The organism is Streptomyces endophytica (assembly GCF_026153355.1).
Classification (GTDB): domain Bacteria; phylum Actinomycetota; class Actinomycetes; order Streptomycetales; family Streptomycetaceae; genus Streptomyces; species Streptomyces endophytica.
Map to the genome: position 1 here is coordinate 767,073 of NZ_CP110636.1, position 24,877 is coordinate 791,949.

Consider the following 24,877-nt stretch of genomic DNA (forward strand, 5'->3'; position numbering starts at 1 on the left):
AAGTCCCGTCGTCACTCGTCCGGCTGACGGAGGCAATGGGACATGGCGTGGCTGCTGGTCGTGGTGGCGGGGCTGCTGGAGACCGGCTTCGCGGTCTGCCTGAAGCTCTCGCACGGTTTCACCCGCCTCCTGCCGACCATCGCCTTCGCCTCCTTCGCGCTCGCCAGCTTCGGACTGCTGACCCTCGCCCTGCGCAAGCTCGACGTGGGTCCGGCGTACGCGGTGTGGACCGGCCTCGGCGCGGCCGGGACGGCGGTCTACGGCATGGTCTTCCTCGGTGACGTGGTCTCCACCCTGAAGATCGTCTCCATCACCCTGGTCATCGTGGGCATCGTCGGCCTCCAGCTGTCGGGCAGCGCCCACTGACCCGGCGGTTTTCGTGACGGGCCGTCAGCCGCGGCCGGCCGCGGTCTGCGTACCGTCCCCGGCCAGCCGCCCGAACGCCCCCCGTACGAGCCGCGACACCACCTCGGCCTCCTGGTCCCGCCGCGCCCGCTGAGCCGGTACGCGTCCCGGCGGCGCCGCCTCCGGGGGAGCCGGGGCGGGCGGGGCCACCACACAGGACAGCGTCAGCCGGGCCGCGGTCTCGCAGGCGGTGCCCAGGGCGGGCAGTTCCTCCGCGGGCCAGTCGGGCTCCAGGGCCGCGACCGCCTGGGCGCAGAACCGGCCGACCAGCTCGGCGGGCGCCGGGCCGGCGGCCGGCGAAAGGGGCGGCAGCCGGTCCCCCCAACATCCCGTGAGAGCCGCCCTGACCAGGGGGTTCACCCGTGCGGTCCGGAGCGTCCAGGCGGCCGCGGCCACCACCCGGGCGGCCCCGTCGCGGCGCGTCCGGGAGCTCCCGGTGCCGCCCCGGGCGAGCGCCCTGGCGACCCCGGCGAGGTAGTGGTCGGTCTCCCGGCGCACCAGGGCCCGGGCGAGCCCCTCCTTGCTGCCGAACTCGTTGTAGAGCGTCTGCCGGGACACCCCGGCCGCGGCCGCCACCTCGACCATCCGGATGTCCGACCAGGCCCGGGCGGTCAGCGCCGTGTAGGCGGCGTCCAGCAAGGAGTCACGCGCTGCGGGCATCCGTCGCCTCCCCGGCCGCCGGCCCAGGTGGCCGGTTTTCGCACAGAATTGAGGCGGCGTCAGGGGCTGTCAAGGGGCGTCGCAGCGTCCTCGCCGGCGCGTCCCGTGAGCGGTGCGCCGCCGGGGTCCGCGGGGGCGCGGCCGGGTCCGCACCCGCCGGACGGAGGGCGACACACGCCCGCCGGGCATGGCCGTGTGGCCCGCAGGTATACCAATGGATACTGTTCGCACATGCCCGACTATCACGATGATCTTCGCCTCGGTCACGTCCTCGCCGACGCCGCGGACGCCGCCACCATGGAGCGCTTCAAGGCGCTCGACCTGAAGGTCGAGACCAAACCGGACATGACCCCGGTGAGCGAGGCCGACAAGGCCGCCGAGGAGCTCATCCGCGGCCAGCTCCAGCGGGCCCGGCCGCGCGACGCGGTGCTCGGCGAGGAGTTCGGCAGCGAGGGCGCCGGACCGCGCCGCTGGATCATCGATCCGATCGACGGCACCAAGAACTACGTCCGCGGCGTGCCGGTCTGGGCGACGCTGATCGCGCTGATGGAGCGCGGCGAGGGCGGTGACCGCCCGGTCGTCGGCATCGTCTCCGCGCCGGCGCTGAACCGCCGCTGGTGGGCGGCGGAGGGCCTGGGGGCGTTCACCGGCCGCAGCCTGACCTCCGCGAGCCGGCTGCAGGTGTCGAAGGTCGGCCGCGTCCAGGACGCGTCGTTCGCGTACTCCTCGCTCACGGGGTGGGAGGAGCGCGGCAAGCTGTCCGGATTCCTCGACCTGAGCCGGGACTGCTGGCGCACCCGGGCGTACGGCGACTTCTGGCCGTACATGCTGGTCGCCGAGGGTGCGGTGGACATCTGCGCGGAGCCGGAGCTGTCGCTCTGGGACATGGCGGCCTGCGCGGTGGTGGTCAACGAGGCCGGCGGGCAGTTCACCGGGCTGGACGGCAAGCCGGGCCCGCACAGCGGCAATGCGGCGGCCTCCAACGGCCTGCTGCACGAGGACCTGCTGAGCTATCTCGGCGACGCCGCCCACTGACCCGCCGGGAACGTCCGTTTTTCTGACGGCTTTTCCCCGCCGCACACCGCGCTGACCTGTGACGCAGCGCCTCCAGGGGCGGGTGTTCGGACATCCGTCCAGCACTTGCCCCTTGTTACCGCGCGCGACGGCATGTGAACATGAGAATCCCCAAGTTTGTGAACTTGTGAATCCGTTCGCAAGGCGCATTCACCAAGGAGGTGGCTCCACTCCATGCCCATGTACGTCAAAGACGCCATGAGCACGGTGCTCCTCACCATCGGGCCCGCTCACACCCTCCGCCAGGCGGCCCAGCTGATGGCGGCCCGCCGCATCGGCTCGGCCGTGGTCCTCGACAGCGACAACAGCGGCATCGGCATCCTGACCGAGCGCGACATCCTCAACTCCCTCGGCGCGGGCGAGAATCCCGACCGGGAAACCGTGCAGACCCACACCACCCCGGACGTGGTCTTCGCCGCTCCGGACTGGACCCTCGACGACGCCGCGGACGCCATGGTGCGCGGCGGCTTCCGCCATCTGATCGTGCTGAACGACCACGGACCGGTCGGCGTGGTCTCCGTCCGCGACATCATCCGCTGCTGGTCGACGGCCGGCGTACGGGCCGGCGCCGTCCCGGCCTGACTCCTCGTCAACTGTCCTCTGATGAGGCGTCCGGCCCCTGGCGCCGGGTGCACGAAGAGGCCGGAGCCCCTTGGCGTCCGGCCTCTTCGGCTGTTACGGCAAGCGGCCGCCGAGCGGCCCCGAGGGGCCGTTCGGTGATCAGCCGCGCAGGGCCTGGACCGCGGCCTCCAGCCGCTTGCCGTAGTCCGCGTCCGCGTTGCGGAAGTTCTCGATCGCCCGCGCGGCGATGTCGTCGCGGGAGACCTTGGCGAGGAAGCCCGCCAGGTTGTCGATCAGGCGCCCCTTCTCGTCCTCCGACATCAGGCGGTAGAGGTTGCCGGCCTGGACGAAGTCGTTGTCCTCGGCGTGCGAGGGCGCCGCCTGCTCACCCGTGGACCCGGCGACCGGAGCCGGCTGCCACAGCGGCAGACCGGTCTGGGCGGGACCGCCGAAGCTGTTGGGCTCGTAGTTCTTCTGCCGGCCGTGGCGGCCGTCGTAGAGCGCGCCGTCCCGGCCGTGGCTGCGCGCCTCGGTGGCGTGCGGGCGGTTGACCGGCAGGTGGTCGGCGTTGATGCCGACGCGGTAGCGGTGCGCGTCGCCGTACGCGAAGAGCCGCCCCTGGAGCATCTTGTCGGGGGACGGGCCGATGCCCGGCACGAAGTGGTGCGGGGAGAAGACCGACTGCTCGACCTCGGCGAAGATGTTCTCCGGGTTGCGGTTCAGCTCCAGCTTGCCGATCTCGATGACCGGGTAGTCCGCGTGCGGCCACACCTTGGTCAGGTCGAACGGGTTGAAGCGGTAGTTCGCGGCCTCGGCGGCGGGCATGATCTGCACACCGACGGTCCAGGTCGGGAAGTCCCCGCGCTCGATCGACTCGCGCAGGTCCCGCTGGTGGCTGTCCGGGTCCTCACCGGCGAGCTTGTTGGCCTCGTCCTGGGTGAGGTTCTCGATGCCCTGGTCGGTCTTGAAGTGGTACTTGACCCAGAAGACCTCACCGGCGGCGTTGTTCCACTGGAAGGTGTGCGAGCCGAAGCCGTCCATGTGGCGGTACGAGGCCGGGATGCCGCGGTCGCCGAACAGCCAGGTCACCTGGTGGGTGGACTCCGGGCTCAGACCCCAGAAGTCCCAGACGTTGTCCGCCTCCTGCGAGCCGGTGTACGGGTCGCGCTTCTGGGTGTGGATGAAGTCGGGGAACTTGATGGCGTCCTTGATGAAGAAGACCGGGGTGTTGTTCCCGACGAGGTCGTAATTCCCCTCCTCCGTGTAGAACTTCAGCGCGAAGCCACGGGGGTCGCGCACCGCGTCGGCCGCGCCGAGGTTGCCCGCGACGGTGGAGAACCGCAGGAAGACCTCGGTCTGCTTGCCGATCTCGGAGAGGAACGCGGCGCGCGTGTACGGCGTCGCGTCGGCGGTGACCGTGAACGTGCCGTACGCGCCGGCGCCGCGGGCGTGCACGATGCGCTCCGGGATGCGCTCGCGGTTGAAGTGCGCGAGCTTCTCGATCAGGAGCTGGTCCTGGATCAGGCCGGGGCCGCCGATGCCCGCCGTCTCGCTGTTCTGGTTGTCCGCGACCGGAGCGCCGGCCTCCGTGGTCAGCGGTCCGGTGGTGCTCTCTACCGACACGTGCGCCTCCTGAAACGTCTCTACACCTGCCCTGGGCTTGCGCCGTACCCGATCCTACATTGGACAATGTCTAAGTCAAGAAGAACCCGAAACTCATACCTGATCCGGCGATGGACGGCCGCTGGTACCCTTGCACTATCTGACTGATAGGTGATTGGCATGAGTGACCTGCTGGAACGACTCCGGGGACGCGGCTGGCGGCTGACCGCGCAGCGACGCGTCGTCGCCGAGGTCCTCGACGGGGACCACGTCCACTACACCGCCGACGAGGTGCACGCCCTGGCGGCCGGCCGGCTTCCCGAGATCTCCCGCGCCACGGTGTACAACACCCTGGGCGAGCTGGTCTCGCTCGGCGAGGTCATCGAGGTGAGCACGGACGGCCGCGCCAAGCGCTACGACCCGAACGCCCACCACGACCACCAGCACCTGGTCTGTTCGCGGTGCGGCACGATCCGTGACGTGCACCTCCACGGCGACCCGCTCACCGCCCTCCCCGAGCCGGAGCGGTACGGCTTCCAGGTCTCCGAGGTCACCGTGACGTACCGGGGCATCTGCCCCAACTGCAGCGGCACCTCGTCCTGACGCGCCGAGCGGCCGCCGGCTCTGCCGGTGGCCGCCCACCGGACGGACACACCGGACGGAAACACAGACGACGAAGGCCCGGATTCCTGGGAATCCGGGCCTTCGTCTTTCAGTAGCGGGGACAGGATTTGAACCTGCGACCTCTGGGTTATGAGCCCAGCGAGCTACCGAGCTGCTCCACCCCGCGTCGTTGTGCCCTTACTCTAACCCCCGCCCGACGACCGGTGCAAATTCCTTTCACCAGGCCGTCCGCACCGGTCCACCGCCCCGTCGCTACGCCGTCAGCTCGTCCTGGAGCGCCGTACGCAGCCGGGCCGCCCGCTCGGCGACCTCCGGCGGCCCCATCTCGACGGCGTGCGCGCACCAGCGCTGCGCCTCGGCGAGGGCACCGCGGCGGGCCGCGAGCAGTGCCAGCCGCAGCGCGGCCCGGCCGTGCCCGGCCTCGGCGGCACGCTGCCACCACAGCGCCGCCTCGGGCAGGCTCCCCTCACGGGCCAGCAGCAGCCCGAGATTGAACGCGCCGTTCCGGCTGCCCGCCTCGGCCGCCGTGCGGTACCAGTCGGCGGCCTCGACGACGTCCCCCCGAGCCGCCGCGAACATGCCAACCCGGACCTGGGCGCGGCGGTGCCCCTGCCGGGCCGCCCGCTCGTACCACTGCGTGCTCTCGTCCTCGGCCGTACGGTCGCCGTCCGCCTGCCCCGCACCGGCCGCCGAGGCCTGGCGGTCCAGCAGGTCGGCGAGCCGGAAGGCCGCCTCGGCGCTGCCGCCGCCGGCCGCGCAGCGCAGATTGCGCTCGGCGTCCGGCAGCCGGCCCTCGCGCAGCTGCACGATGGCGACCTGGAGCGCCGCGTCGGTGTGCCCGGCCGCGGCCGCCCGCTCGTACCAGGTGTGCGCGGTCCGGTCGTCGCCGCGACTCGCGTAGAGGATGCCGAGGTTGAACGCGGCGTCCACGCTGCCCGCCTCGGCCGCCTTGGAGAACCAGGGCTCGGCCCCCGAGGCGTCGCCGCGCTGCAGCAGCAGGATCGCCAGCGCGTTGGCGGCCTCCCGGTGCCCGGCGTACGCGGCCCGGCGGTACCACTGCTCGCCGCGGTCCGGACGGCCCTGCTCGGCGCAGAGCAGCCCGATGTTGTAGGCGCCGTTGACGTCCCCGGCGTCCAGGGCGGCGCGGTACCAGCGCTCGGCGGTCTGCAGTTCACCCCGGTCGGCGTGGAGCGCACCCAGCGCGTTGGCGGCGTTGCCGTCGCCGTCCTGGGCGGCCCGCCGCCACCACTCCGCGGCGCTCTCCTCGTCACCGGCGTCGCGCAGCAGGTAGCCCAGCGCGCAGGCGGCGCGCGCCTCACCGTCCTTGGCGGCGGAGAGGTACCAGCGGCCCGCCTCCTGGATGTCGCCGCGGTCCTCCAGGAGCGCGCCGAGCTGCAGCGCGGCCCTGCGGTGGCCGCGGGCGGCGGCCTGGCGGTACCACTGCTCGGCCTCCTCCTGCTGGGTCAGCTCGCCGTACGCGGGCACCGCCCGGCGGTCGGCGTCCCGGCCGTCCTCGATGAGCCGGGCGAGGCGGTACGCGGCCTCGCGGTGGCCGCGCTCGGCGGCCGCCCGGAACCAGCGCTCGGCGCCGTCGTCACCGCGGTGTTCGAGCAGGTCGGCGAGGGCGTACGCACCCAGGCAGTGGCCAGACTCGGCGGACTGGCGCAGCCAGTACTCGGCGGCCGGCTCGTCGCCGCGCTCGCGGTAGTGGCGGCCGAGGGCGTGCGCGGCGGCGGCGGAACCGGCGACGGCGGCGATCCGCCACCAGCCGGCCGCCTCCTCGCCGTAGCCGCGCTGGTGGAGCAGGACGCCGAGGTTGTTGGCCGCGGCGCGGTCGCCGGTGGCGGCCGCGGACCGCAGATGCGGCTCGGCGCCGTCGAGGTCACCGCGGCGCAGCAGCATCGCGCCCAGGGCGCTCATCGCGGCCGGGTCGCCCGCCTCGGCGGCCCGGCGGTGGCCGGACTCGGTCACGGCATCGGACGCCTCGGCGGCCTCCGCGGCCTCCATCGCGTCGATCTGCAGCTCGGATTCGCGCCCGTCGTCGGGCGCTGGTACAAACCGGTCCGTCTCCAACAACCTTGCCTTGTCCCCCATAAGACCCATCGTCGCATCACCCGTAACCCGCGTACACCTGGTATACCGCAGCCAGTGAGGTCACTTCAGCGGTTTGTCGACTTCCCGACACGACGACATGTCAAACTCAAGCACACAGGTTCCCCACACGAGGCGCGCGACCCGGCTTTCTTTCCGGATCGGTGTGAACACATGACGAAGGCCCGGATCCTTTGAGGATCCAGGCCTTCGACCTTCAGTAGCGGGGACAGGATTTGAACCTGCGACCTCTGGGTTATGAGCCCAGCGAGCTACCGAGCTGCTCCACCCCGCGTCGTTGTGCCCTCAATCTACCACGGTCCCGCGGGGCCACCGCGCGGCCCCCGGAAGCGGCGCGGCCCCGCCGGCAGCCGGTGCGTACCGGCTGCCGGCGGGGCCCTGTGCTCCGCCGGGAGGTCAGCTGCCCGGCTTGCCGCCCTTCCGGGCGGCCTCGGCGGCCCGGTCCAGCGCCGCCTTGAGCTTCTTCTTCGCCTCGTCGTACCCGGCCAGGTCACGCTGTCCGAGGGCCTTCTCGCCCTCCTCGTACGCCTTCTCGGCGTCGGACAGCGCCTGCTGCACGGTCTGGTCGGACGGCTTCTGCTTGCCCGTCTCGCCGCCCGGCGGGTTCTCCGTCCCGGAGCTGGCCGCCTTCTTGCCGAAGACCACGTCCAGCGCGTCCTTCAGGGAGTCCTCCAGGACCGGCTTGTTGTCGCCGTAGCTCACCAACACCTTCTTCAGCAACGGGTAGTTGGTGTTGGCACCGCGCAGATACACCGGTTCGACGTAGAGCAGTCCGCCGTCCAGGGGCACGGTCAGCAGATTGCCGTACTCGATCTCCGAGTCGCCGAACTTCTTGAGGATGTTGAGCTCGTTGGCGATGACCGGGTCGGAGTTGAACTTCGACTGCACCAGCTGCGGGCCGGGCACCGGTGTCTCCGACGGCAGCTTCAGCAGTCTGATCTTGCCGTAGTCACCGCTGGTCGCATTGGCGTCGACCGCCATGAACGCGCCCAGGTTCTCCCGCTTGTTGGGCGTGAAGGTGGTCGTCAGCGAGAAGGACCGGTCCTTCTGGTCCGGCATCTTCATGCTCAGGTAGTACGGCGGTACCGCGTTGCCCGACTTGGTGGTCGGGTCGCTGGGGATCTGCCAGCGCTCGGAGCCGGTGTAGAACGTCCCCGGGTCCGTGACGTGGTACGTGGTCAGCAGCTGGCGCTGCACCTTGAACAGGTCCTGCGGATAGCGCAGGTGCTCCTTCAGCGCCGGGCTGATCGCGCTCTTCTTCTCGACCGTGCCGGGGAACGACTTCATCCAGGTCTTGAGGACCGGGTCCTTCTCGTCCCACTGGTAGAGCTTGACCGAGCCGTCGTAGGCGTCCACCGTCGCCTTGACGGAGTTGCGGATGTAGTTGACCTGGTTCTGCTGGGCCACCACCGCCCGCTGGCCGTCGGTGAGCGAATCGGCCGTGGTGTCCCCGAGCGTGGTGCGCGAGGCGTACGGATAGCCGTTGCTGGTGGTGTAGGCGTCCACGATCCACTTGATCCGGCCGTCGATGACCGCCGGATAGGCGTCGCCGTCGATGGTCAGCCAGGGCGCGACGGACTCGACGCGCTCCTTCGGCGTGCGGTTGTACAGGATCCGCGAGCCGTCGCCGATCGCGCCGGAGTAGAGGATCTGCGGCTCCCCGAAGGCCACGGCGTAGGCCGCGCGGTTGACCGGGTTGGCGAGGCTGACGCCGCTGCCGCCCTGGTAGCTGTAGCTCTTCTCGCTGCCGTCCTCGGAGTAGTCCAGCTCCTTCTGCGGACCGCCGACGATGGAGTACTGCGAGGTCTTCTCGCCGTAGTACACCCGCTGCTGGTACGGCTTCGCGCTGAGCTGCCCCTGGGCGGGCAGGTCGGACTCGGTGTACTTGGGACCGCCGCCCTCGGCGGTCTCGGTGCCCTTGGCGGCGACCGCGCCGTAGCCGTGGGTGTACTTGAAGTGGTCGTTGATCCAGTTGCGCTCGGGGATGCCGGCGATGTTCAGCTCACGCAGACCGATGACGGTGTCCTGCTCGGCGCCGTCCTGGTCCTTGTACCGGTCGACGTCGAGCGTGGAGGGGAACTGGTAGTACCCCTTGACCTGCTGCTGTTGCTGGAAGGCCGGCGAGACCACGTTCGGGTCCAGGAGCCGCATGCTGGCCGAGGCGTCGGCGTCGTCGCGCAGCCGCTGGCTGTCGTCCTTGCCGGTGGGCTTGTAATTGCCCTTGTACGGCGTGACCTGCGAGTCCTGGATGTCGTACGCGTCCCGGGTCGCCTTGATGTTCTGCTTGATGTACGGCGCTTCCTTGGCCTGCTCGTTGGGCTGGACCTGGAACTTCTGCACGATCGCCGGATACAGCCCGCCGATCAGGATCGCGGAGAGCACCATCAGACCGAAGCCGATCACCGGCAGCTGCCACGTACGCCGCCACAGGGTCGCGAAGAACAGCACCGCGCAGATCGCCGCGATGAAGAACAGGATCGTCTTCGCCGGCAGATAGGCGTTGGCGTCGACGTACCGCAGACCCGTCCAGTTGTCGGCCGACTTCAGGCCGCTGGACTTCACCGCGAGGCCGTACCGGTCGAGCCAGTACGCGATCGCCTTCAGCGACACGAAGATGCCCAGCAGCACCGACAGATGGCCGGTGGCGGCGGCGGTCGCCCGCGAGCCGGGGCTGGTCAGCCGCAGCCCGCCGTAGAGGTAGTGCGTCAGCGCCGCGGCGACCAGGGACAGCACCGCGGCGGCGAAGCCGAAGCTCAACAGGAAGCGGTACCACGGCAGATCGAACGCGTAGAACGCGACGTCCATGCCGAACTGCGGGTCCTTCTTGCCGAACGGCACGCCGTTGACCCACTGGAGCCACGTCTGCCACTCACCGGAAGCGGACGCGCCGGCGATCAGACCGACCACGGCCGCGATCGCGATCAGCGCCCACTTCTTGAAGGGCGCGACCCCCATGCGGTAGCGGTCCAGGCTCTGCTGCTCCATGGACATCGCGCTGAGCGGCGGGCGCAGCCGGTGCGCCAGCCAGATGTTGACGCCGACGGCCACCGCCATCACGACGCCGAAGGCGAAGAACAGACCGATCTTGGTCCACAGGGTCGTGGTGAAGACCGAGGAGTAATGGACCGAGCGGTACCAGAGCCAGTCGGTCCAGAACCCCGCGAACATCACGAAGAGCATGGCCAGCACGGCCAGCACGCCCAAGGTCATGAGCAGGGTCCGGATCCGCCGCGACGGTCGGCCGACTCTGATCCGTGGCCCGGACGGGCCTCCGCCGCGGTCCGGCATCTGGAAAGCCAAGGTGCGCACCTCGAAGTATCGCTGTCGTGTGGAGCAGGCCCGGCGATAGTAGGACCCAGTGATGCAACTTACGAAGGCTTTACCCGGTTCCCGATTTCGGGGGTGGACAAGGCACGATGTTGAGCATGACTGACATCCCCGGCTCTCCCGCCGCCGGCACCCCCCTCGCCGCCGACCCGCTGACCCGCGCGGTGCTCGAGATCGACGAGTACAGCGCCGGGCTCGGCTGGGACCAGCCCGCCCGGCTGTTCGCCCTCGTCGACACCGCCAAGCTGCGCGCACAGGAGCCCTCGCTCGCCGAGCAGCTCGGCATCGACGACACCACCACCGCTTCCCTGACCCCCGTGGAGCAGGACGAGATCCCCGCGGACGTGCCGCTGGACGAGTTCCTCGCCACCATCGCCTGGCCGGACGCCGTCACCGGCTGCGCGCTGACCGTGGAACGGCTGATGCTGCCGCCGTCCGCCGAGGACGCCGAGCCCGAGGGCATGGACGAGGCGCAGCTCGCCAAGTGGGTCGCCCGGCACCCGGACCGTGAGGAGGTCCGGATGACGGTGGCCGTGCTGCGCGACGGCCGGCGCGAGTCCGCGCTGCGGCTGCGCGCGAAGGACTCCGCGTCCGAGGTGCTCACCGGCTCGGCGCTGGTGCCCGGCCTGGCCGAGGCGCTCGCCGCGACCTTCGAGGGCTGACCCGAGGGGCGGCCCGGGGCGTAACGCCCTACGACCGGCCTGCCGGGCTGCAGCTCGGCAGGCCGGCGGTCTGGCCCTTGCTGATCTTCTGCAGTGCCTTGACGGCGTCGCCTATCGTGCCGACCTTGACCAGGCGCAGGCCCGCCGGGATGTCCTTGGCGGCGGTGGCGCAGTTGTCCTTGGGCGTCAGGAAGAACTCCGCGCCCTTGTCGCGGGCGCCGACCGTCTTCATCGAAATGCCGCCGATCGGGCCGACCTTGCCGTTGTCGTCGATCGTGCCCGTGCCGGCCACGAACCGGCCGCCGGTCATGTTGCCCGGGGTGAGCTTGTCGACGATGCCCAGCGCGAACATCAGCCCGGCGCTCGGCCCGCCCACGTCGGCCAGCTTGACGTCGATCGGGAACGGGAAGATGTGGTCGACGCCGGCCTGGATGCCCACGATGGCCCGGCCGTCGTCCGCCTTCTGCGTCGGGATGGTGATCTGCCGCGCGCCCGTCGCGGGCTTCCTGCCCTGCTTCTCCGCCGCGGCCGCCTCCTTGGCGGGGATGACCGTGAAGACGGCCTTCTCGCCCGGCTTGTGCTGGGTGACGAGCTTGGCGACGTCGCCGGTCTGCTTGACCGCGGTGCCGTCCACGGCCTTGATCACGTCGCCGGCGTGCAGCCGTCCGTCGGCCGGCTTGTCCTTGGCGACGGAGGCGACCACGGTCTGGGTGGCGACCGGGATGTGCAGTTGGCCCAGCGCGGCGGTCTTGGCGCTCTCCTGGGACTGGGTGAACTCCTCGGCGTTCTCCTGGTCGGCCTGCTCGGCCGTCTGTCCCTCGGGGTAGAGCGTCTTGTGCGGGACCACGGCGTTGTCGTGGTCGAGCCAGCCGTAGACCGCCTCGAGGAGGTTCATCCGGTAGTCGGGGCCGGTGACCCGGACCGTGGTCATGTTGAGGTGACCGGTCGTCTGGTACGTCTTGCGCCCGGCTATCTGCAGCACCGGCTCGCCGTTGTGCTCACCGAGCGTGTTGACCGTCGGGCCGGGCGACATCTCGGAGTACGGCACGGGGATCAGCACTCCCGCGCAGAGCAGCGCGATCAGCATCAGGATCGAGGCGAGCAGCGTCGCGGTGCGGCGTGGCATGGAACGACAGTACGGGACGAGTATGACAACCGGCCCGCGGGGCCGTCCGTACGAGAGCGAACGCGCGTCCGTGCGCAGGGGCCGCGGGCTCGGCGGCGCTTGCTACTGCGTACGGGTGAGGGGCCTCAGGCCGAGTCCGAGGCGGTCGGCGCGGGGTCGGGGACGGAATGCTGCTTCTCCATCGCGTCGCGGAACCGGGCGTAGCCCGCGAGTTCCGCCACGTCCCCGGTCTTGCGGTTCCGCAGGGCCCAGCTGCTCCACGCCGCGGCGACCAGCCCGGCACCCACCGGAATCAGCAACCAGAGGAGCGCACCCATCAGCTACCTCCCTACCCCTTGCACGACCGCGATCGACGAATAAGCAGATTAACCATCTGCCAGGTCAACGCTCACGCGAGGGGGCGGGTTACGCAACCGGAATCCACGGCACCGGTTCGCCCGCGCGTTCGAGGACGACCGGACCCTCGCGCTCCTTAAGAGGCGCCTACCCACTCCTCGGTTCCATCCACAAACGATTGGTGTTTCCAGATGGGAACCTCGTGCTTGAGGTCGTCGATCAACTTGCGGCAGGCGTCGAACGCCTCGCCCCGGTGCGGGCAGGACACCGCGACGACCACCGCCAGGTCCCCGATCCGCAGATCGCCCACCCGGTGGACGGCGGCCAGTGCCCGTACCGGGTAGTCGGCGATCACCTTCTCGGCGATCCGGCGCATCTCCGCCTCGGCGGTCGGGTGCGCGGAGTAGCCCAGGGCGTCGACGTCGGCGCCGTTGTCGTGCGAGCGGACCGTGCCGACGAACAGCGCGGTCCCGCCGGCCGCCGCATCGCCCACGGCGGCGAACACCTCGTCCACGGACAGCGGGGTGTCGCGGATCGCCAGGAGCCGGATCGGGTCCGCCGCGGCGCGCTCACCGGGGTGGTCGCGGCCGGGCGTCGAGGGAAGGGGCGTGCCAGACATACCCCCATCGTGCCGTACCCGGGGTGCACCGGGGAATGGCCGGATCCGCCGGTCGTCCCGGCACCGGTATGGAGACTCCTCCAGTACGCGGGCCGGTCCGACGTCGCCGTCAGATACGGCGGCGGGCCTTGCGGGCGCGCCGTACCAGCGCGGCGGTGCCCAGCAGGGCGACGGTGGCGCCGGCCGCCCCCGCGGCGGTGGCGTCCTTGCGGCCCAGCCGGCGGCCGGCGACGGTGTGCCGTCCCGCGACCTCCTCGAGGAGCTCCGCGAGCACCTGCTCGTTCGTCCACTGCGGCCGCCAGCCCGCGTCGTGCAGCCGGCTGCCGCTGACCACCCAGGGGTGCATGGTGTACGCGAGGTCCCCGGCCGGCGACGGCGTCAGCCCGATCCGGTGCAGCCGGGCCGCGGCGCCCAGCGCCACGGAGGAGGGCAGCTCCATGCGCCGGATACCGGAGAGCTCCTCGACCTCCTCCTGTTCCAGCCAGCCGTCGCAGCCCACCGCCAGCTCGCCGTCGACCTTCTCCAGCGCGGCGTACTCCAGCGCGCTGACCAGGTCCTCGACGTGGCAGAACTGCCAGGCGGGCCGCGATCCGGCGACGACCAGCAGGCGGGGCGATTCGAAGTACCGGGTCAGCGCGGTGTCGGTGCCGCCGACCAGGACGGCGGGGCGCAGCACGGTGACGTTCAGGCCGGGGTGGGCGCGGGGCGCGCGGCGGGCCAGGTGCTCGATCTCCAGGAGGTCGCCGACGCCGGTGGCGTCCGCCGTGGCCCGCAGCTCGGCGTCCTCGGCCAGCGGCACGTCGTTGTCGGGCAGTGCCCCGTAGACCATGGCGGAGGTGCACAGCACCACCCGGTGGATGCCGGCGGCCGCGGCGGCGGTGAGCACGGTCTGGGTGCCGCGCACGTTGTAGGCGGTGCGGGCGGTGGCGTCGGTCTCCAGGTCGAGGTCGAGCGCCAGGTGGACGACGACGTCCGCGCCGCGCAGTTTGTCCGCGATGGCCGGATCGCGGACGTCCAGGACGTGCCACTGCGCCTCGGCGATGTCGCCGCGCCGCTCGTCGATCGCCACCACCTCCTTGACCTCGTCGGATGCGACGAGGGCACGGGTGAGCAGCGCGCCGACCCCGGAGGCGGCTCCGGTGACGGCGACGACGGGCCGGCGCAGCGGACGGTCCGCGGCGCCACCGGGGGCGTCGTCCGTCTTCTCGGTCGGGGCGGCAGCGTTTCGCGCTGCGCGAACGGTCGGATCTGGGGAACTCACCGGGCGTCTCCAGCGGTTGTCTTCAGTGCGGGCGCGTGCTGACGCGGTCGCACCAGGTGGCGTCCATCCTGCCCCAGCCACCGGGACAGCGAAGCACCGAGCCCCGAAGCGGTCCGGGTGTCTACGCTGGAGGTGATGTCGGGCAGTCGCCGTCGGTCACCTGGCCGGCGGCCCTACGAGCCGAGGAAACCCGTGAGTGACACCCCATTCGGATTCGGCCTTCCGCCGGAGGAGCCGGAGGACGGCGACAACGGCAAGCAGAAGGGCGGCCAGGGAGGTAGCCAGGGCCCCGCGAACCCGTTCGGGTTCGGCGGCGGGAGCGGCGGCGCGGACAATCCGTTCGCGGCGCTCTTCGGCGGCATGGGCGGCCCCGGCGGCGAGATGAACCCCGGCGACCTGGGCGCCGCCTTCCAGCGGCTGGGCCAGATGCTCTCCTACGAGGGCGGCCCGGTGAACTGGGACATGGCCAAGGACATCGCGCGCCAGACGGTCGCGCAGGGCGCCGAGGACGGCAGCAAGGACGCGAGCGTCGCGCCGGGCGAGCGGACCGCCGTCGAGGAGGCCGTGCGGCTGGCGGACCTGTGGCTGGACGGGGTGACGTCCCTGCCGTCGGGCTCCGCTTCGGTGGTGGCCTGGAGCCGCGCCGAGTGGGTCGAGGAGACCCTGCCGGTGTGGAAGGACCTGGTCAATCCGCTCGCCGAGCGCGTCGGGTCGGCGATGGGCGAGGTGCTGCCCGGGGAGATGCAGGCCATGGCGGGCCCGCTGCTCGGGATGATGCGCTCCATGGGCGGCGCGATGTTCGGCACCCAGATCGGGCAGGCGCTGGGCGTCCTGGCGAGCGAGGTCGTGGGTTCCACGGACGTCGGTCTGCCGCTGGGCCCGGCCGGCAAGGCGGCGCTGCTGCCGAAGAACGTCGCCTCCTTCGGTGAGGGCCTCGGCGTGCCCGAGGAGGAGGTGCGGCTCTACCTGGCCCTGCGGGAGGCCGCCCACCAGCGGCTCTTCGCCCATGTGCCGTGGCTGCGCTCGCATCTCTTCGGTGCCGTCGAGGGCTATGCGCGCGGCATCAAGGTCGACACGACCAAGCTGGAGGACGTGGTCGGGCAGATCGATCCGCAGCACCCCGAGGAGCTGCAGAACGCCCTCCAGCAGGGCATGTTCCAGCCCGAGGACACCCCGGAGCAGAAGGCCGCGCTGGCCCGTCTGGAGACCGCGCTGGCGCTCGTCGAGGGCTGGGTGGACGCGGTGGTGCACTCCGCCGCCAAGCCGCATCTGCCGTCGGCGGACCGGCTCCGCGAGACGCTGCGGCGGCGCCGGGCCAGCGGTGGCCCGGCCGAGCAGACGTTCTCCACGCTGATCGGTCTGCAGCTGCGTCCGCGCCGGCTGCGGGACGCCTCGCGGCTGTGGGCGTCGCTCACCGACGCCCGCGGCCTGGACGGCCGGGACGGCCTGTGGGAGCACCCGGACATGCTGCCGACGGCGGCCGACCTCGACGACCCGGACGGTTTCGTCCACCACGAGCAGATGGACTTCTCCGAGCTCGACAAGATGCTCGGCGAGGCCGCCGGCGGTGGGAAGACCGAACCGGGCGCCTCCCCCGAGAAGGGCGACGGCCCGGACGCCGCCCCCGGCGAGGGCAAGGGTGACGGCGACCGGTGAGTCTGCACGCCGACGCGGCGCGGGTGCTCAAGGAGTGGCCCGCGCCCTCGCCCGATCAGGAGCAGCTGCGGCTTGCCTACCTCGACCACCTCGCCGCCCATCGGGACGGCATGTGGAAGCCCTGCAAGGACGGGCACCTCACCGCGAGTGCGCTGGTGATCGACCCGGCGGGCGGCCGGGTGCTGCTCACCCTCCACCGCAAGCTGGAGATGTGGCTGCAGATGGGCGGCCACTGCGAGCCGGAGGACGCCTCGCTGGCGGACGCGGCGCTGCGTGAGGCGCGGGAGGAGTCCGGCATCGCGCGCGGGCTCACCCTCCTGCCCGGCGGCCCGGTGCGGCTGGACCGCCATCGGACGCCCTGCGCGGTGCATCTGGACGTCCAGTACGCGGCGGTGGCGCCCGAGGGCGCGGTGGCCGAGATCAGCGACGAGTCGCTGGACCTGCGGTGGTTCGGCTACGACGAGGTGCCCGCCGTCGCCGACACCTCGGTGGTGCGCCTGGTGGAGCGCGCCCGCGCGCTGCTCTGACGGACCGTCAAGGACCGTTCCGGCCGGCGCCCGCCCCTGGGGTCGGGCGCCGGATCGTCGTCCGCCGGGGCGTCAGTTGGTGAAGATGTTGCCCTGGTTGACGCCCCGGGCGCCCTGCTGGCCCATCCCGAACTGGGCGGCCAGACCCGAGCCGATGACCGCGTTCTGCGGCGGCAGCAGCTCGCTGGGCTGGACCAGCGCGTACCCCTGCCCGAGGAAGCTCAGCTCCCAGCCCTCGCCGGTGCTGCCGCGCCGCCGCCAGACGCCCGAGGAGTGCGTCTGCGCCTGCATCTGGACGCGCAGTGACGCGGACCAGGCGACCACCGCGTCGGCGTCGGCGTTGACGTACTTGTCGGGCGTGACCTGCAGCATCAGCGGCTGGCCGGAGGTCATCAGGGCGACCTTGCCCTGCCCGGTGATGTTGAGCTGGTACTTGCCGGTGCCGGCGATGCCGTACTGGCTGTCGACCGAGACGACCTCCCAGTGGAGGCCGGAGTCCAGCGCCAGGACGTAGGCGCTGTCGACGGTCAGGCCGTCGTGGTCGACGTCGACGACGTGCACGTACTGGGCGAGGTTGGCCAGATAGACGGTGCCCTGCCCGGAGACCCGCATCAGGTCGAGGCCCTCGCCGGAGTGGGCGCGGGCCCGCTGCTGGCCGGGCGTGGTGTAGTTGCCGTCGAATTCCAGCAGCCCCTGATAGGCGACCATGCTGCCCTTACGGGCGAGGACGTCGTCGTGGCCGGTGAGGGCGACCCGCAGCAGCTGGCTGTTCTGCAGGGCGTAGCGGTCCTGGGTCTGTGCCTCGGTGAAGGCGAAAAGCGGACTCTGCATGGCGTGTTCGGTCCTCCCCCTCAGCCCCGGGCCCGGAGCCGGTCGGTGCTGTCCTCGCTGGGCTGGACGACGACGAACCCCTGGCCGGAGAAGCCGAGTTGGTACGCCTCGCCGCTGCCGCGGCCGATCATCGAGGACGCCTTGAAGCTGCGCTTGCCCTTCATCTTCAGGTGCGTCGACCAGGCGACCAGGGCGTCCGGGTCGACGTAGGTCTCGTCCTCGCCGCGGCCGCAGTCGACGACGACGGGCGTGCCCCGGGAGGTCAGCGCGACCCAGCCGGTGCCGGAGATCCCGACGTTGAACAGGCCCTGGCCGGCGAACTTCGCCATGCCCTTGACGCGCTGCACGCCCCACTGGAGGTGGGCGTCGAAGGCGAGGAGGTTGGTGCCGTTGACGGAGAGCGAGTCGCCGTTGAGGTTGATGCAGACCACGTCGGCGCCGTAGTCGGCGAGGTAGAGCAGGCCGTCGCCGGAGCACTTCATCAGGGGCGCGCCCTCGCCGGTGAGCCACTGGGAGGCCATCTGGCGGACGGCGGGCGGGTTGGGCTCGTACTGGACGAAGCCCTCGTAGGCGATCATCGAGCCGGTGCGGGCGAAGACATCCTGGCCGCTCTGCATGGCGATCTTCACCATGGAGCTGCCGTGGTTCTCCATCCGGGCGGCGGGCGGGGTCGGGACGTAGCCCGACAGCTGCTGCTGGTTCATGACGTGCGGGCTCCCTCAGACCTCGTAGGGCTGGACGACGATGAAATTGCCGGGCGCACCGCGGAACTGGAGGTTCACGGTCTCGCCGGAGTGGCCCGGATAGGCGTGCCGGCGCAGGCTCACCTGACTGGAGATGATCACCTGGGAGCCGGCGGACCAGGCCACGACGGCGTTGGCGTCGGCGAAGGTGGTCGGGGTGACCGGCAGCACGACGGGGGTGCCGTGGGTCGTGACGACGAGGGTGCCGGTGCCCTGGAACTGCATGGTGAACAGGGCGCCGCCGGGGATGCCGTGGCCCTCGATCCGGCGGACCTCGTACTGCAGCGACTCATCGAAGGCGAGGACGGACTCGGCGGACACGCAGATCGCGTCGCCCTGCAGCTCGATGGGGTGGACATGGGCGCTGTTCTCCGCGAAGAACACCTGGCCCTGGCCCGTGCAGCGCATCAGTTGCATCTCCTGGCCGGTGGCGTTGCCAACGATGCGGCCGCGGAAGCCGGCGCCCTTGTAGCTGAAGTCCACCTTGCCCTGGTAGAGCACCATGCTGCCCTGGCGGGCGAGCACCGGCTGTCCGTCGACGCCGAGGTCGGCGCGGATCAGCTTGCCGTTCTGGGGCGTCCAGCGCTGCCCGGTGGGGGCTTCCTTGTACTTCTCCAGGACGACGCCGAGGCCGGGGCCGCCGCCCTGGGGGACGGCCGGTGCCTGCCCGCCGCCGTACGGGGCGCCCGGCGGCTGCATGCCGGGCTGGCCGTAGGGGGCGGGCTGCCCGGGGAACTGGTCCTGGCCGCCGTACGGGGGCGCCGGCGGGGCCGGCTGACCGGGGAAGCCGGCGGGCGGCGGCTGCGGCGGGCCGTACGGATGCTGGCCGGGCGCCGGCTGGCCGTAGGGGGCGGGAGGCGGCGCGGGCACACCGGGCGGCACACCCGGGCCGGCGGGCGGGGCGAGCGGCGCGGCGATCGTGGGCGCGTTGTGGACCTGCGGGTGCGCGGGCTGCGGGGCCTGCGGCGCGGGCGGCGGCTGCGGGGCGGCCGGCGGCGCGGCGGGGGCCGCGCCCTGGGGCGGACCGAAGGACGGGGCGGGCTGTTCGGGCACGGGGGCCGCGGCCGGTGCGCCGAAGGACGGCGCCGGGGCGGCGGGACCGGACGGCGGGGCGAAACCGGGCGCACCCTGCGCCGGTGCCTCGGCCTGCGGCGCCTCCGCCTCTTCGGCGACCTCTCCGCCGAAGTTCTTCAGCAGCGCCTCCAGACCACCGTCGAAGCCCTGGCCGACCGCGGCGAACCGCCACACGTCCTTGAAGTAGAAGTCGCCGAGCATGACGGCGCGTTCGGTGCTGAACTCGCTGCCCGTGAAGGAGTAGCGGGCGACCTCTTCGCCGCCGGCCACGATCCTGAGGTAGCCGGGGCCGATCCGGGAGACCTGGCCCGGGCCGTCGAGCGCGGCGGTGAACGACAACTTCCGGATGTGCGACGGGATCTTGTCGAGGGTGACCCGGAAGGACTCGTCGTCGCCGGCCTGCGCGCCGAGCAGCTGGATGGCCTCCTCGGGCGACTTCGGCTGGTTGAAGAAGACGAAATACCGGTCGTCGGAGAGCCGTTCGTCGGCGTCCAGGCCGAAACAGCTGATGTCGAAGGTCAGGCCGGGCCCGCCGATCTGCACGCCGACGTACAGGTCCGTCCCCGCCGTGAGATCACCGATCCTGGCCTTGTGGCCCCGCTGGAATTCCCTGGCCATACGTAACGCCCGTCCCCCGCTCCCGCAGTGACATCCTGGGCGGCCAAGGCTAACCGCTGGCGGTGACAGCGGGCGATGCCGGGGCGCGCGCGGATATCGCCCGCCGGGGCGCTATTCCCGGCGGGCGGCGGGCAGATGCGGCAGCCGGTCGGCCGCGACCACTCCTTCGAGGTAGCCGCGGGCCCGTTCCGTACGCGGATAGGACTCCAGCAGCCGCCAGAACTCCGGGCCGTGGCCGGGGACGAGCAGATGCGCGAGCTCGTGCAGCAGGACGTAGTCGATGACGTACTCCGGCATGCCCTGGAGGCGGTGCGACAGGCGGATGCTGCCCTCCGCCGGGGTGCACGATCCCCAGCGGGTGTTCTGGTTGGTCACCCAGCGCACCGACGCGGGCCGGGCCCGGCCGCCGAGGAACTGCTCCGACAGCCGCCCGGCGCGCTCGGCGAGCTCGCGGTCGCCGAGCATCCGCTTGCTCTCCTGGGCGGCGAGCTTGTCCAGCATCACCGTCACCCAGCGCTGCTCCTCGGCCTCGGACATCCGGGCCGGGATCAGCACGACCGTGCGGTCCCCCTCGCGGTACGCGGAGACCGTCCTGCGCCGCCGGGAACTGCGGCGCACCTCGACGGCGCTGGTGCCCGAGCCGCGGGCCTTCGGGGTCGGGGAAGCCCCGCGCGAGGCGTCAGCGGCGCGGCGCAGGGGGGTCTCCCCGGAGCCGTGGGCGGAAGGGTCGGCGGGCACGCGCCCGACGTTACCCGCTGGCCCGGCGGGAAGTCCCGACCCGCGGTCCGGTTCGCCGGCGAACCACTCCATGGCGGGCACTGCTTGTATGACAAATCCTTCCCCGGCCTGTGGATAACTTCGGCCCCGATTCGCGACAGGGCGCATGCTGAAGGCCGGACGACGAAGGACGGGGGCGGATGACATGCATCCGATGCTCAAGCCCGCGCTGCGGCGCGGCTGGCGGGACCGGGAAACAGTGCGGTTCGGCGTGGCGCCGGCCCATGCGATGGTGCTGGGGCCGCTCGACACGGCCACCGGCAGTTTCCTCACCCTGATCGACGGCACCCGCACCATGCGGCAACTCATCGACGAGGCCGCGTTACTGGACCTCCCGCCGGATCATGTGCGGGGTGTGGTCGGGCGCCTCGGTGCGGCCGGACTGCTGGAGGCGCCCACCGCGGGCGGCCCGGCGGCCGACTCCGTACGCGCCGACCGGCCCGCCCATGAACGGCTGCGGGCCGATCTGGCCTCCCTGTCGGTACAGCATCCGGAGCCGGCCGGCGCCCTGGGGCGGATGGGGGCGCGGCGGGCGGTCCGGGCGCGGGTCAAGGGGCTGGGGAAGGTGGGCGCGGCGGTGGCCGCGCAGCTCGCGGCCGCCGGCATCGGCCGGGTCGAGGTGTTCGACGGCGGCAAGGTCGCGCCGTGGGACGTGGCGCCCGGCGGCCTGCCCGCCGAGCGGATCGGCGAACCGCGCAAGGAGGCCGTGGAGCGGCTGGTCCACCACGCCTCCCCGTGGACCCGGCGGCAGCGGCCGACGGGCGTCCCGGTCAGCGAATCCGGCGAACCCGGCCTGTCCCTGGTGGTGCTCGCCCCACGCGACGGGCTCGGCGCCTACGCCCCCGACCCCGTGCTGTCCGAGCCGCTGCTGAGCGCCGGCATCCCGCACCTTTACGCGGGCGTGATCGAGGGCACGGGTGTGGTGGGTCCGCTGGTACTGCCCGGCGGTACGGCCTGCGCCCGCTGCGACGAACTGCGCCGCACGGACGCGGAGCCGGCCTGGCCGCGGCTGCTCGCCCAGTGGCGGTCGGGCCGGGCCGCCCCGGCGGTGCCGGCCTGCGACACCGCGCTGGCCACCACGGTCGCCGGGCTCGCCGCCGTCCAGGCGCTGGCGTTCCTCGACGGGGACCTCCCGCCGTGCACGGGGGCACGGATGGAGCTGGCGCTGCCGTGTGCGGGCGTGCGCACGGTGCGGATCGAACCGCATCCGGAGTGCGGCTGCGGGGCAGCCGCTTCGCTGTGTGCGGCAGGCGCCTCGGATCCTCGGCCATGACACGCCACAATGACGGAGTAACCCCGGTTGGGGGACAGTGTGAGTTGGAGGGGCGCATGTCTGATCTTCCCCGCAAGGCGGTCACCCGCACCGCCAAGCTGGCCGCGCTGCCACTGGGGTTCGCCGGCCGCGCCACCTGGGGCCTGGGCAAACGGATCGGCGGCAGATCCGCCGAGATCGTCGGCCGGGAGCTCCAACAGCGCACCGCGGAACAGCTCTTCAAGGTCCTCGGTGAGCTGAAGGGCGGAGCGATGAAGTTCGGGCAGGCGCTGTCCGTGTTCGAGTCGGCCCTCCCCGAGGAGATCGCCGGCCCGTACCGCGCCGCCCTGACGAAGCTTCAGGAAGCGGCACCGCCGATGCCGACGAGCACCGTCCACGCCGTACTCGCGGAGCGGCTCGGCGAGGACTGGCGGGAGCTCTTCGAGGAGTTCGAGGACAAACCCGCCGCGGCGGCCTCCATCGGCCAGGTGCACCGCGCCGTCTGGCACGACGGCCGCGAGGTGGCCGTCAAGGTGCAGTACCCCGGCGCCGGCAAGGCACTGCTGTCGGACCTGGCGCAGCTGAGCCGGTTCGCCCGGCTGCTGGGCCCGCTCGTGCCCGGGATGGACATCAAACCGCTGATCAGCGAGTTGCGCGACCGGGTCTCCGAGGAGCTGGACTACTCCCTGGAGGCGGAGGCCCAGCGGGCCCATGCCGAGGAGTTCGCCGACGACCCGGACGTGGTCGTGCCGGCCGTGGTGCACCAGCGCGACCAGGTGCTGGTGACGGAGTGGATGGACGGCGTACCGCTGTCCGAGGTGATCGCGGACGGCACGGACGAGCAGCGGAACCGCGCCGGCCAGCTGCTGGCCCGCTTCCTGTTCTCCGGCCCGGCCCGCACCGGGCTGCTGCACGCCGACCCGCACCCGGGCAACTTCCGGCTGCTGGCCGGCGACTCCCCCGACGGGCCTGCCGGGGAATGGCGGCTGGGCGTGCTGGACTTCGGCACCGTCGACCGGCTGCCCGACGGACTGCCGGCCACGATCGGCGCCTCGCTGCGGATGACCCTGGACGGCGAGGCGGACGCGGTCTACCAGATGCTGTGCGAGGAGGGCTTCGTCAAGGAGTCCATCGAGCTGGACCCCGACGCGGTGCTGGAGTATCTGCTGCCGATCATCGAGCCCGCGCAGGTCGACGCGTTCACCTTCACCCGCGGCTGGATGCGCCGGCAGGCCGCCCGGGTCGGCGATCCGCGCTCCCCCGCCCACCAGTTGGGCAAGCAGCTCAACCTGCCGCCCGCGTACCTGCTGATCCACCGTGTGACCTTGAGCACCATCGGCGTGCTGTGCCAGCTCGGCGCGACCGTACGGCTGCGGGACGAGCTGGAGGCATGGATGCCCGGCTTCGTCCCCGAACACGAGCCGGCCGGCGCCGACCTCACCGGCACCGCCCCCGGCCCGGACGAGGACCCGGCCGACCCCGGTACGGACATCGACGAGGAGGCCGTCGAAGAGACCACCGCCTGAGCTCCCGCCGGCCGTACCTCACCACCAGCTGGAGTCCAGGCGTCCCTCGATGGCCCGGATGTTCTCCCGGGCGCAGCGGTCGCAGAAGTAACGGCGCTCGCCGTTCTCCACGGAGCAGGTCCAGGTCGGCGGTGTGTCCTCGGCGACGGCGCCGCAGCCGGCACACACCGTCTGCCCGTCGGCCAACTCCGCCTCGTGATGCGTCTTCTGGTTCACCATCCGACGATATCCCCGCCAACCACGTGAACCGGGGCGCAACGCACCACGGGGCCCGCCCTGTCGGACGGACCCCGTGGAAGGTGGTGTCAGCGCTGCCCTGCCGGCCGCCCGGACCTGCCCGGCGCCTTACTGCATCACGGCGATGGCCAGCGCCCGGCGGGCCCGGAGCGACGCGCGCTCGGCACGCCGCTGCATCCGCCGCGCGGCGGCGAGCCGGTGCCCCCTGCGTTCGGACTCGGCCTCCCGCAGGCGTTCATGCATATGCGCACGGGCCAGGGCTTCTGGGATGAGTTGCATGGCGAGGTTCCTGTTCTGACGCGACTCGATGGCGTCGGCGTTCGCGGGGACGGGGGTGTCGGTGAAGATCGGGTTCATCGTGTGGTCCTGCTTCTTGGGATCCCGTGTGACGGGACGGTCGATCGTTCCTGTGCCGGTGGTGTTCATGCCGCGACCGGGTTCTTGCGCGGACGGCCACGCGGACGCTTCCGCGGCACCACGACGCCCTGGACGAAGAGCTCGCCACCCCAGACACCCCAGGGCTCACGGCGGTCCTTGGCACCGGCGAGGCAGGCCTCACGCACCGGACAGGACTGGCACAGCGTCTTGGCGTACTCGACGTCGGCCGGGGACTCCGCGAAGAAGACCTCCGGGTCGTAGGTGCGGCACGGTACGGCGGCGCCGAGGCGGTCGATCTCGTCGTCGAGCTCGGTGAGGGGCAGCAAGGAGTTCTCCTGGAGGTCGGGCGGAGGGATCAGGTCGGTGGCTACGGACGGGGTGTGCGTCTGCAGTTGCACGGTGTGTGTTCCTCGTCTGTTCGGCCCGCTGGTGGCGGGCGTGTGGGGCAAACAAAAGGGCCGCGGATCCCGGTGTGGGTTCCGCGGCCCTGGAAGGTGCCGACCTGATCTGCCGATCAGGCTGGATCTCTCCAGGGTTCGAGGCCGCGGTAGGCCCACATGTCATGCTGCGTCTGGTACTGCTTCCGGGATTCGGCACCGTTGGCCGCCGCCGCGAAGGCAAAGGCATTCGCCTTGGCCGCGACTGCTACTGCCGCAGGTGCCTCGGTCGGTCGCGCGGTGCGCTCACTGCGGGTCAGCACAGCGAGGGACTCGGGGCGCGCGACCTCGGTACCGGAGAGGCGGCCGAAGCCGGACAGACCGGTGCCACGGAGCGAGGAGCCGAGCGTGCAGGTGGCGACGACCGAACGATCGGTCATTTTGTTGGTCTCGATGAAGCTGATCACTGGGCTCGCCTCCTCTCGGCGTCTCGGTGGAACGGGATAACCCGT

General features: G+C 71.8%; 25 protein-coding genes and 2 tRNA genes. 9 read left to right on the forward strand and 18 right to left on the reverse strand.

Annotated features, from left to right (window positions below; all coding sequences use genetic code 11):
- Window positions 1-42 precede the first annotated feature (42 nt).
- Window positions 43-366 carry a DMT family transporter gene (locus OJ254_RS03415; RefSeq protein ID WP_265361201.1) on the forward strand — a complete coding sequence of 108 codons (324 nt, stop codon included), beginning with the start codon at window positions 43-45 and terminating at the stop codon, window positions 364-366.
- A 24-nt stretch (window positions 367-390) separates the two neighbouring features.
- On the opposite strand, the gene OJ254_RS03420 is transcribed toward OJ254_RS03415, so the two are convergent.
- Window positions 391-1,065, reverse strand: coding sequence for a TetR/AcrR family transcriptional regulator (locus tag OJ254_RS03420; protein ID WP_265361202.1), 675 nt, complete (start codon window positions 1,063-1,065; stop codon window positions 391-393).
- 231 nt (window positions 1,066-1,296) lie between these two features.
- Here OJ254_RS03420 and hisN point away from each other — a divergent pair, with 231 nt between their 5' ends.
- Window positions 1,297-2,100: a histidinol-phosphatase gene (gene hisN / locus OJ254_RS03425; protein ID WP_265361203.1), complete on the forward strand. Its 804-nt coding sequence runs from the start codon at window positions 1,297-1,299 to the stop codon at window positions 2,098-2,100.
- Window positions 2,101-2,319: 219 nt separating this feature from the next.
- Window positions 2,320-2,721: a CBS domain-containing protein gene (locus OJ254_RS03430; protein ID WP_265365030.1), complete on the forward strand. Its 402-nt coding sequence runs from the start codon at window positions 2,320-2,322 to the stop codon at window positions 2,719-2,721.
- Between the two features lie 138 nt (window positions 2,722-2,859).
- Here the strand turns inward: OJ254_RS03430 and OJ254_RS03435 are convergent, their stop codons facing one another.
- The gene (locus tag OJ254_RS03435; RefSeq protein WP_265361204.1) at window positions 2,860-4,323 is read right to left on the reverse strand and encodes a catalase; all 1,464 of its coding nucleotides are present in this window, start codon (window positions 4,321-4,323) and stop codon (window positions 2,860-2,862) included.
- Window positions 4,324-4,482: 159 nt separating this feature from the next.
- Between OJ254_RS03435 and OJ254_RS03440 the strand changes: the two genes are divergently transcribed.
- On the forward strand, window positions 4,483-4,905 hold the full coding sequence (locus OJ254_RS03440; RefSeq protein ID WP_265361205.1) for a Fur family transcriptional regulator: 423 nt from the start codon (window positions 4,483-4,485) through the stop codon (window positions 4,903-4,905).
- 113 nt (window positions 4,906-5,018) lie between these two features.
- Here OJ254_RS03440 and OJ254_RS03445 read toward each other — a convergent pair.
- From OJ254_RS03445 to OJ254_RS03460, 4 genes are all read right to left on the reverse strand, one after another.
- Window positions 5,019-5,092 (reverse strand) — tRNA-Met (locus OJ254_RS03445).
- Between the two features lie 86 nt (window positions 5,093-5,178).
- Window positions 5,179-7,029: a tetratricopeptide repeat protein gene (locus OJ254_RS03450; RefSeq protein WP_265361206.1), complete on the reverse strand. Its 1,851-nt coding sequence runs from the start codon at window positions 7,027-7,029 to the stop codon at window positions 5,179-5,181.
- A gap of 209 nt (window positions 7,030-7,238) precedes the next feature.
- A tRNA-Met gene (locus tag OJ254_RS03455) sits at window positions 7,239-7,312 on the reverse strand.
- A gap of 122 nt (window positions 7,313-7,434) precedes the next feature.
- Entirely contained in the window at window positions 7,435-10,326 is a 2,892-nt protein-coding gene (locus tag OJ254_RS03460; protein ID WP_265365031.1) for a UPF0182 family membrane protein, read from the reverse strand.
- Between the two features lie 128 nt (window positions 10,327-10,454).
- On the opposite strand from OJ254_RS03460, the gene OJ254_RS03465 reads away from it, so the two are divergent.
- Complete coding sequence (locus OJ254_RS03465; RefSeq protein ID WP_423835814.1) at window positions 10,455-11,027, forward strand: PPA1309 family protein; 573 nt, start codon at window positions 10,455-10,457, stop codon at window positions 11,025-11,027.
- A 28-nt stretch (window positions 11,028-11,055) separates the two neighbouring features.
- On the opposite strand, the gene OJ254_RS03470 is transcribed toward OJ254_RS03465, so the two are convergent.
- The 4 genes from OJ254_RS03470 to OJ254_RS03485 form a co-directional block, all read right to left on the reverse strand.
- On the reverse strand, window positions 11,056-12,153 hold the full coding sequence (locus tag OJ254_RS03470; RefSeq protein WP_265361208.1) for a YlbL family protein: 1,098 nt from the start codon (window positions 12,151-12,153) through the stop codon (window positions 11,056-11,058).
- Between the two features lie 125 nt (window positions 12,154-12,278).
- The gene (locus tag OJ254_RS03475; RefSeq protein ID WP_265361210.1) at window positions 12,279-12,470 is read right to left on the reverse strand and encodes a hypothetical protein; all 192 of its coding nucleotides are present in this window, start codon (window positions 12,468-12,470) and stop codon (window positions 12,279-12,281) included.
- Window positions 12,471-12,625: 155 nt separating this feature from the next.
- On the reverse strand, window positions 12,626-13,108 hold the full coding sequence (locus tag OJ254_RS03480) for a molybdenum cofactor biosynthesis protein MoaE (protein ID WP_261955798.1): 483 nt from the start codon (window positions 13,106-13,108) through the stop codon (window positions 12,626-12,628).
- Between the two features lie 109 nt (window positions 13,109-13,217).
- Complete coding sequence (locus OJ254_RS03485) at window positions 13,218-14,369, reverse strand: SDR family oxidoreductase (RefSeq protein ID WP_265361211.1); 1,152 nt, start codon at window positions 14,367-14,369, stop codon at window positions 13,218-13,220.
- Between the two features lie 192 nt (window positions 14,370-14,561).
- Between OJ254_RS03485 and OJ254_RS03490 the strand changes: the two genes are divergently transcribed.
- Window positions 14,562-16,025 (forward strand): zinc-dependent metalloprotease, encoded by a 1,464-nt coding sequence (locus OJ254_RS03490; RefSeq protein ID WP_265361212.1) that lies wholly within the window; start codon window positions 14,562-14,564, stop codon window positions 16,023-16,025.
- Window positions 16,022-16,552, forward strand: coding sequence for an NUDIX hydrolase (locus OJ254_RS03495; protein ID WP_265361214.1), 531 nt, complete (start codon window positions 16,022-16,024; stop codon window positions 16,550-16,552). The genes OJ254_RS03490 and OJ254_RS03495 overlap by 4 nt, the downstream gene beginning before the upstream one ends.
- Window positions 16,553-16,624: 72 nt before the next feature.
- Here the strand turns inward: OJ254_RS03495 and OJ254_RS03500 are convergent, their stop codons facing one another.
- From OJ254_RS03500 to OJ254_RS03515, 4 genes are all read right to left on the reverse strand, one after another.
- Window positions 16,625-17,383 carry an AIM24 family protein gene (locus OJ254_RS03500; RefSeq protein ID WP_265361215.1) on the reverse strand — a complete coding sequence of 253 codons (759 nt, stop codon included), beginning with the start codon at window positions 17,381-17,383 and terminating at the stop codon, window positions 16,625-16,627.
- A 20-nt stretch (window positions 17,384-17,403) separates the two neighbouring features.
- Window positions 17,404-18,087 (reverse strand): AIM24 family protein, encoded by a 684-nt coding sequence (locus OJ254_RS03505; protein ID WP_030806226.1) that lies wholly within the window; start codon window positions 18,085-18,087, stop codon window positions 17,404-17,406.
- Window positions 18,088-18,102: 15 nt separating this feature from the next.
- The gene (locus OJ254_RS03510) at window positions 18,103-19,818 is read right to left on the reverse strand and encodes a TerD family protein (RefSeq protein ID WP_265361217.1); all 1,716 of its coding nucleotides are present in this window, start codon (window positions 19,816-19,818) and stop codon (window positions 18,103-18,105) included.
- Between the two features lie 111 nt (window positions 19,819-19,929).
- Entirely contained in the window at window positions 19,930-20,556 is a 627-nt protein-coding gene (locus tag OJ254_RS03515; protein WP_265361218.1) for a M48 metallopeptidase family protein, read from the reverse strand.
- Window positions 20,557-20,749: 193 nt separating this feature from the next.
- Between OJ254_RS03515 and OJ254_RS03520 the strand changes: the two genes are divergently transcribed.
- A complete protein-coding gene (locus tag OJ254_RS03520; RefSeq protein ID WP_265365032.1) occupies window positions 20,750-21,868 on the forward strand; it encodes a ThiF family adenylyltransferase in 1,119 nt (372 codons plus the stop codon).
- 56 nt (window positions 21,869-21,924) lie between these two features.
- Window positions 21,925-23,373, forward strand: coding sequence for an ABC1 kinase family protein (locus tag OJ254_RS03525; RefSeq protein ID WP_265361219.1), 1,449 nt, complete (start codon window positions 21,925-21,927; stop codon window positions 23,371-23,373).
- An 18-nt stretch (window positions 23,374-23,391) separates the two neighbouring features.
- Here the strand turns inward: OJ254_RS03525 and OJ254_RS03530 are convergent, their stop codons facing one another.
- The 4 genes from OJ254_RS03530 to OJ254_RS03545 form a co-directional block, all read right to left on the reverse strand.
- Window positions 23,392-23,592 carry a hypothetical protein gene (locus OJ254_RS03530; protein WP_265361220.1) on the reverse strand — a complete coding sequence of 67 codons (201 nt, stop codon included), beginning with the start codon at window positions 23,590-23,592 and terminating at the stop codon, window positions 23,392-23,394.
- Window positions 23,593-23,718: 126 nt separating this feature from the next.
- The gene (locus tag OJ254_RS03535) at window positions 23,719-24,036 is read right to left on the reverse strand and encodes a hypothetical protein (RefSeq protein WP_265361222.1); all 318 of its coding nucleotides are present in this window, start codon (window positions 24,034-24,036) and stop codon (window positions 23,719-23,721) included.
- Complete coding sequence (locus OJ254_RS03540) at window positions 24,033-24,386, reverse strand: WhiB family transcriptional regulator (RefSeq protein WP_265361224.1); 354 nt, start codon at window positions 24,384-24,386, stop codon at window positions 24,033-24,035. The genes OJ254_RS03535 and OJ254_RS03540 overlap by 4 nt, the downstream gene beginning before the upstream one ends.
- 116 nt (window positions 24,387-24,502) lie before the next feature.
- A complete protein-coding gene (locus OJ254_RS03545) occupies window positions 24,503-24,832 on the reverse strand; it encodes a hypothetical protein (protein WP_265361225.1) in 330 nt (109 codons plus the stop codon).
- Window positions 24,833-24,877 lie beyond the last annotated feature (45 nt).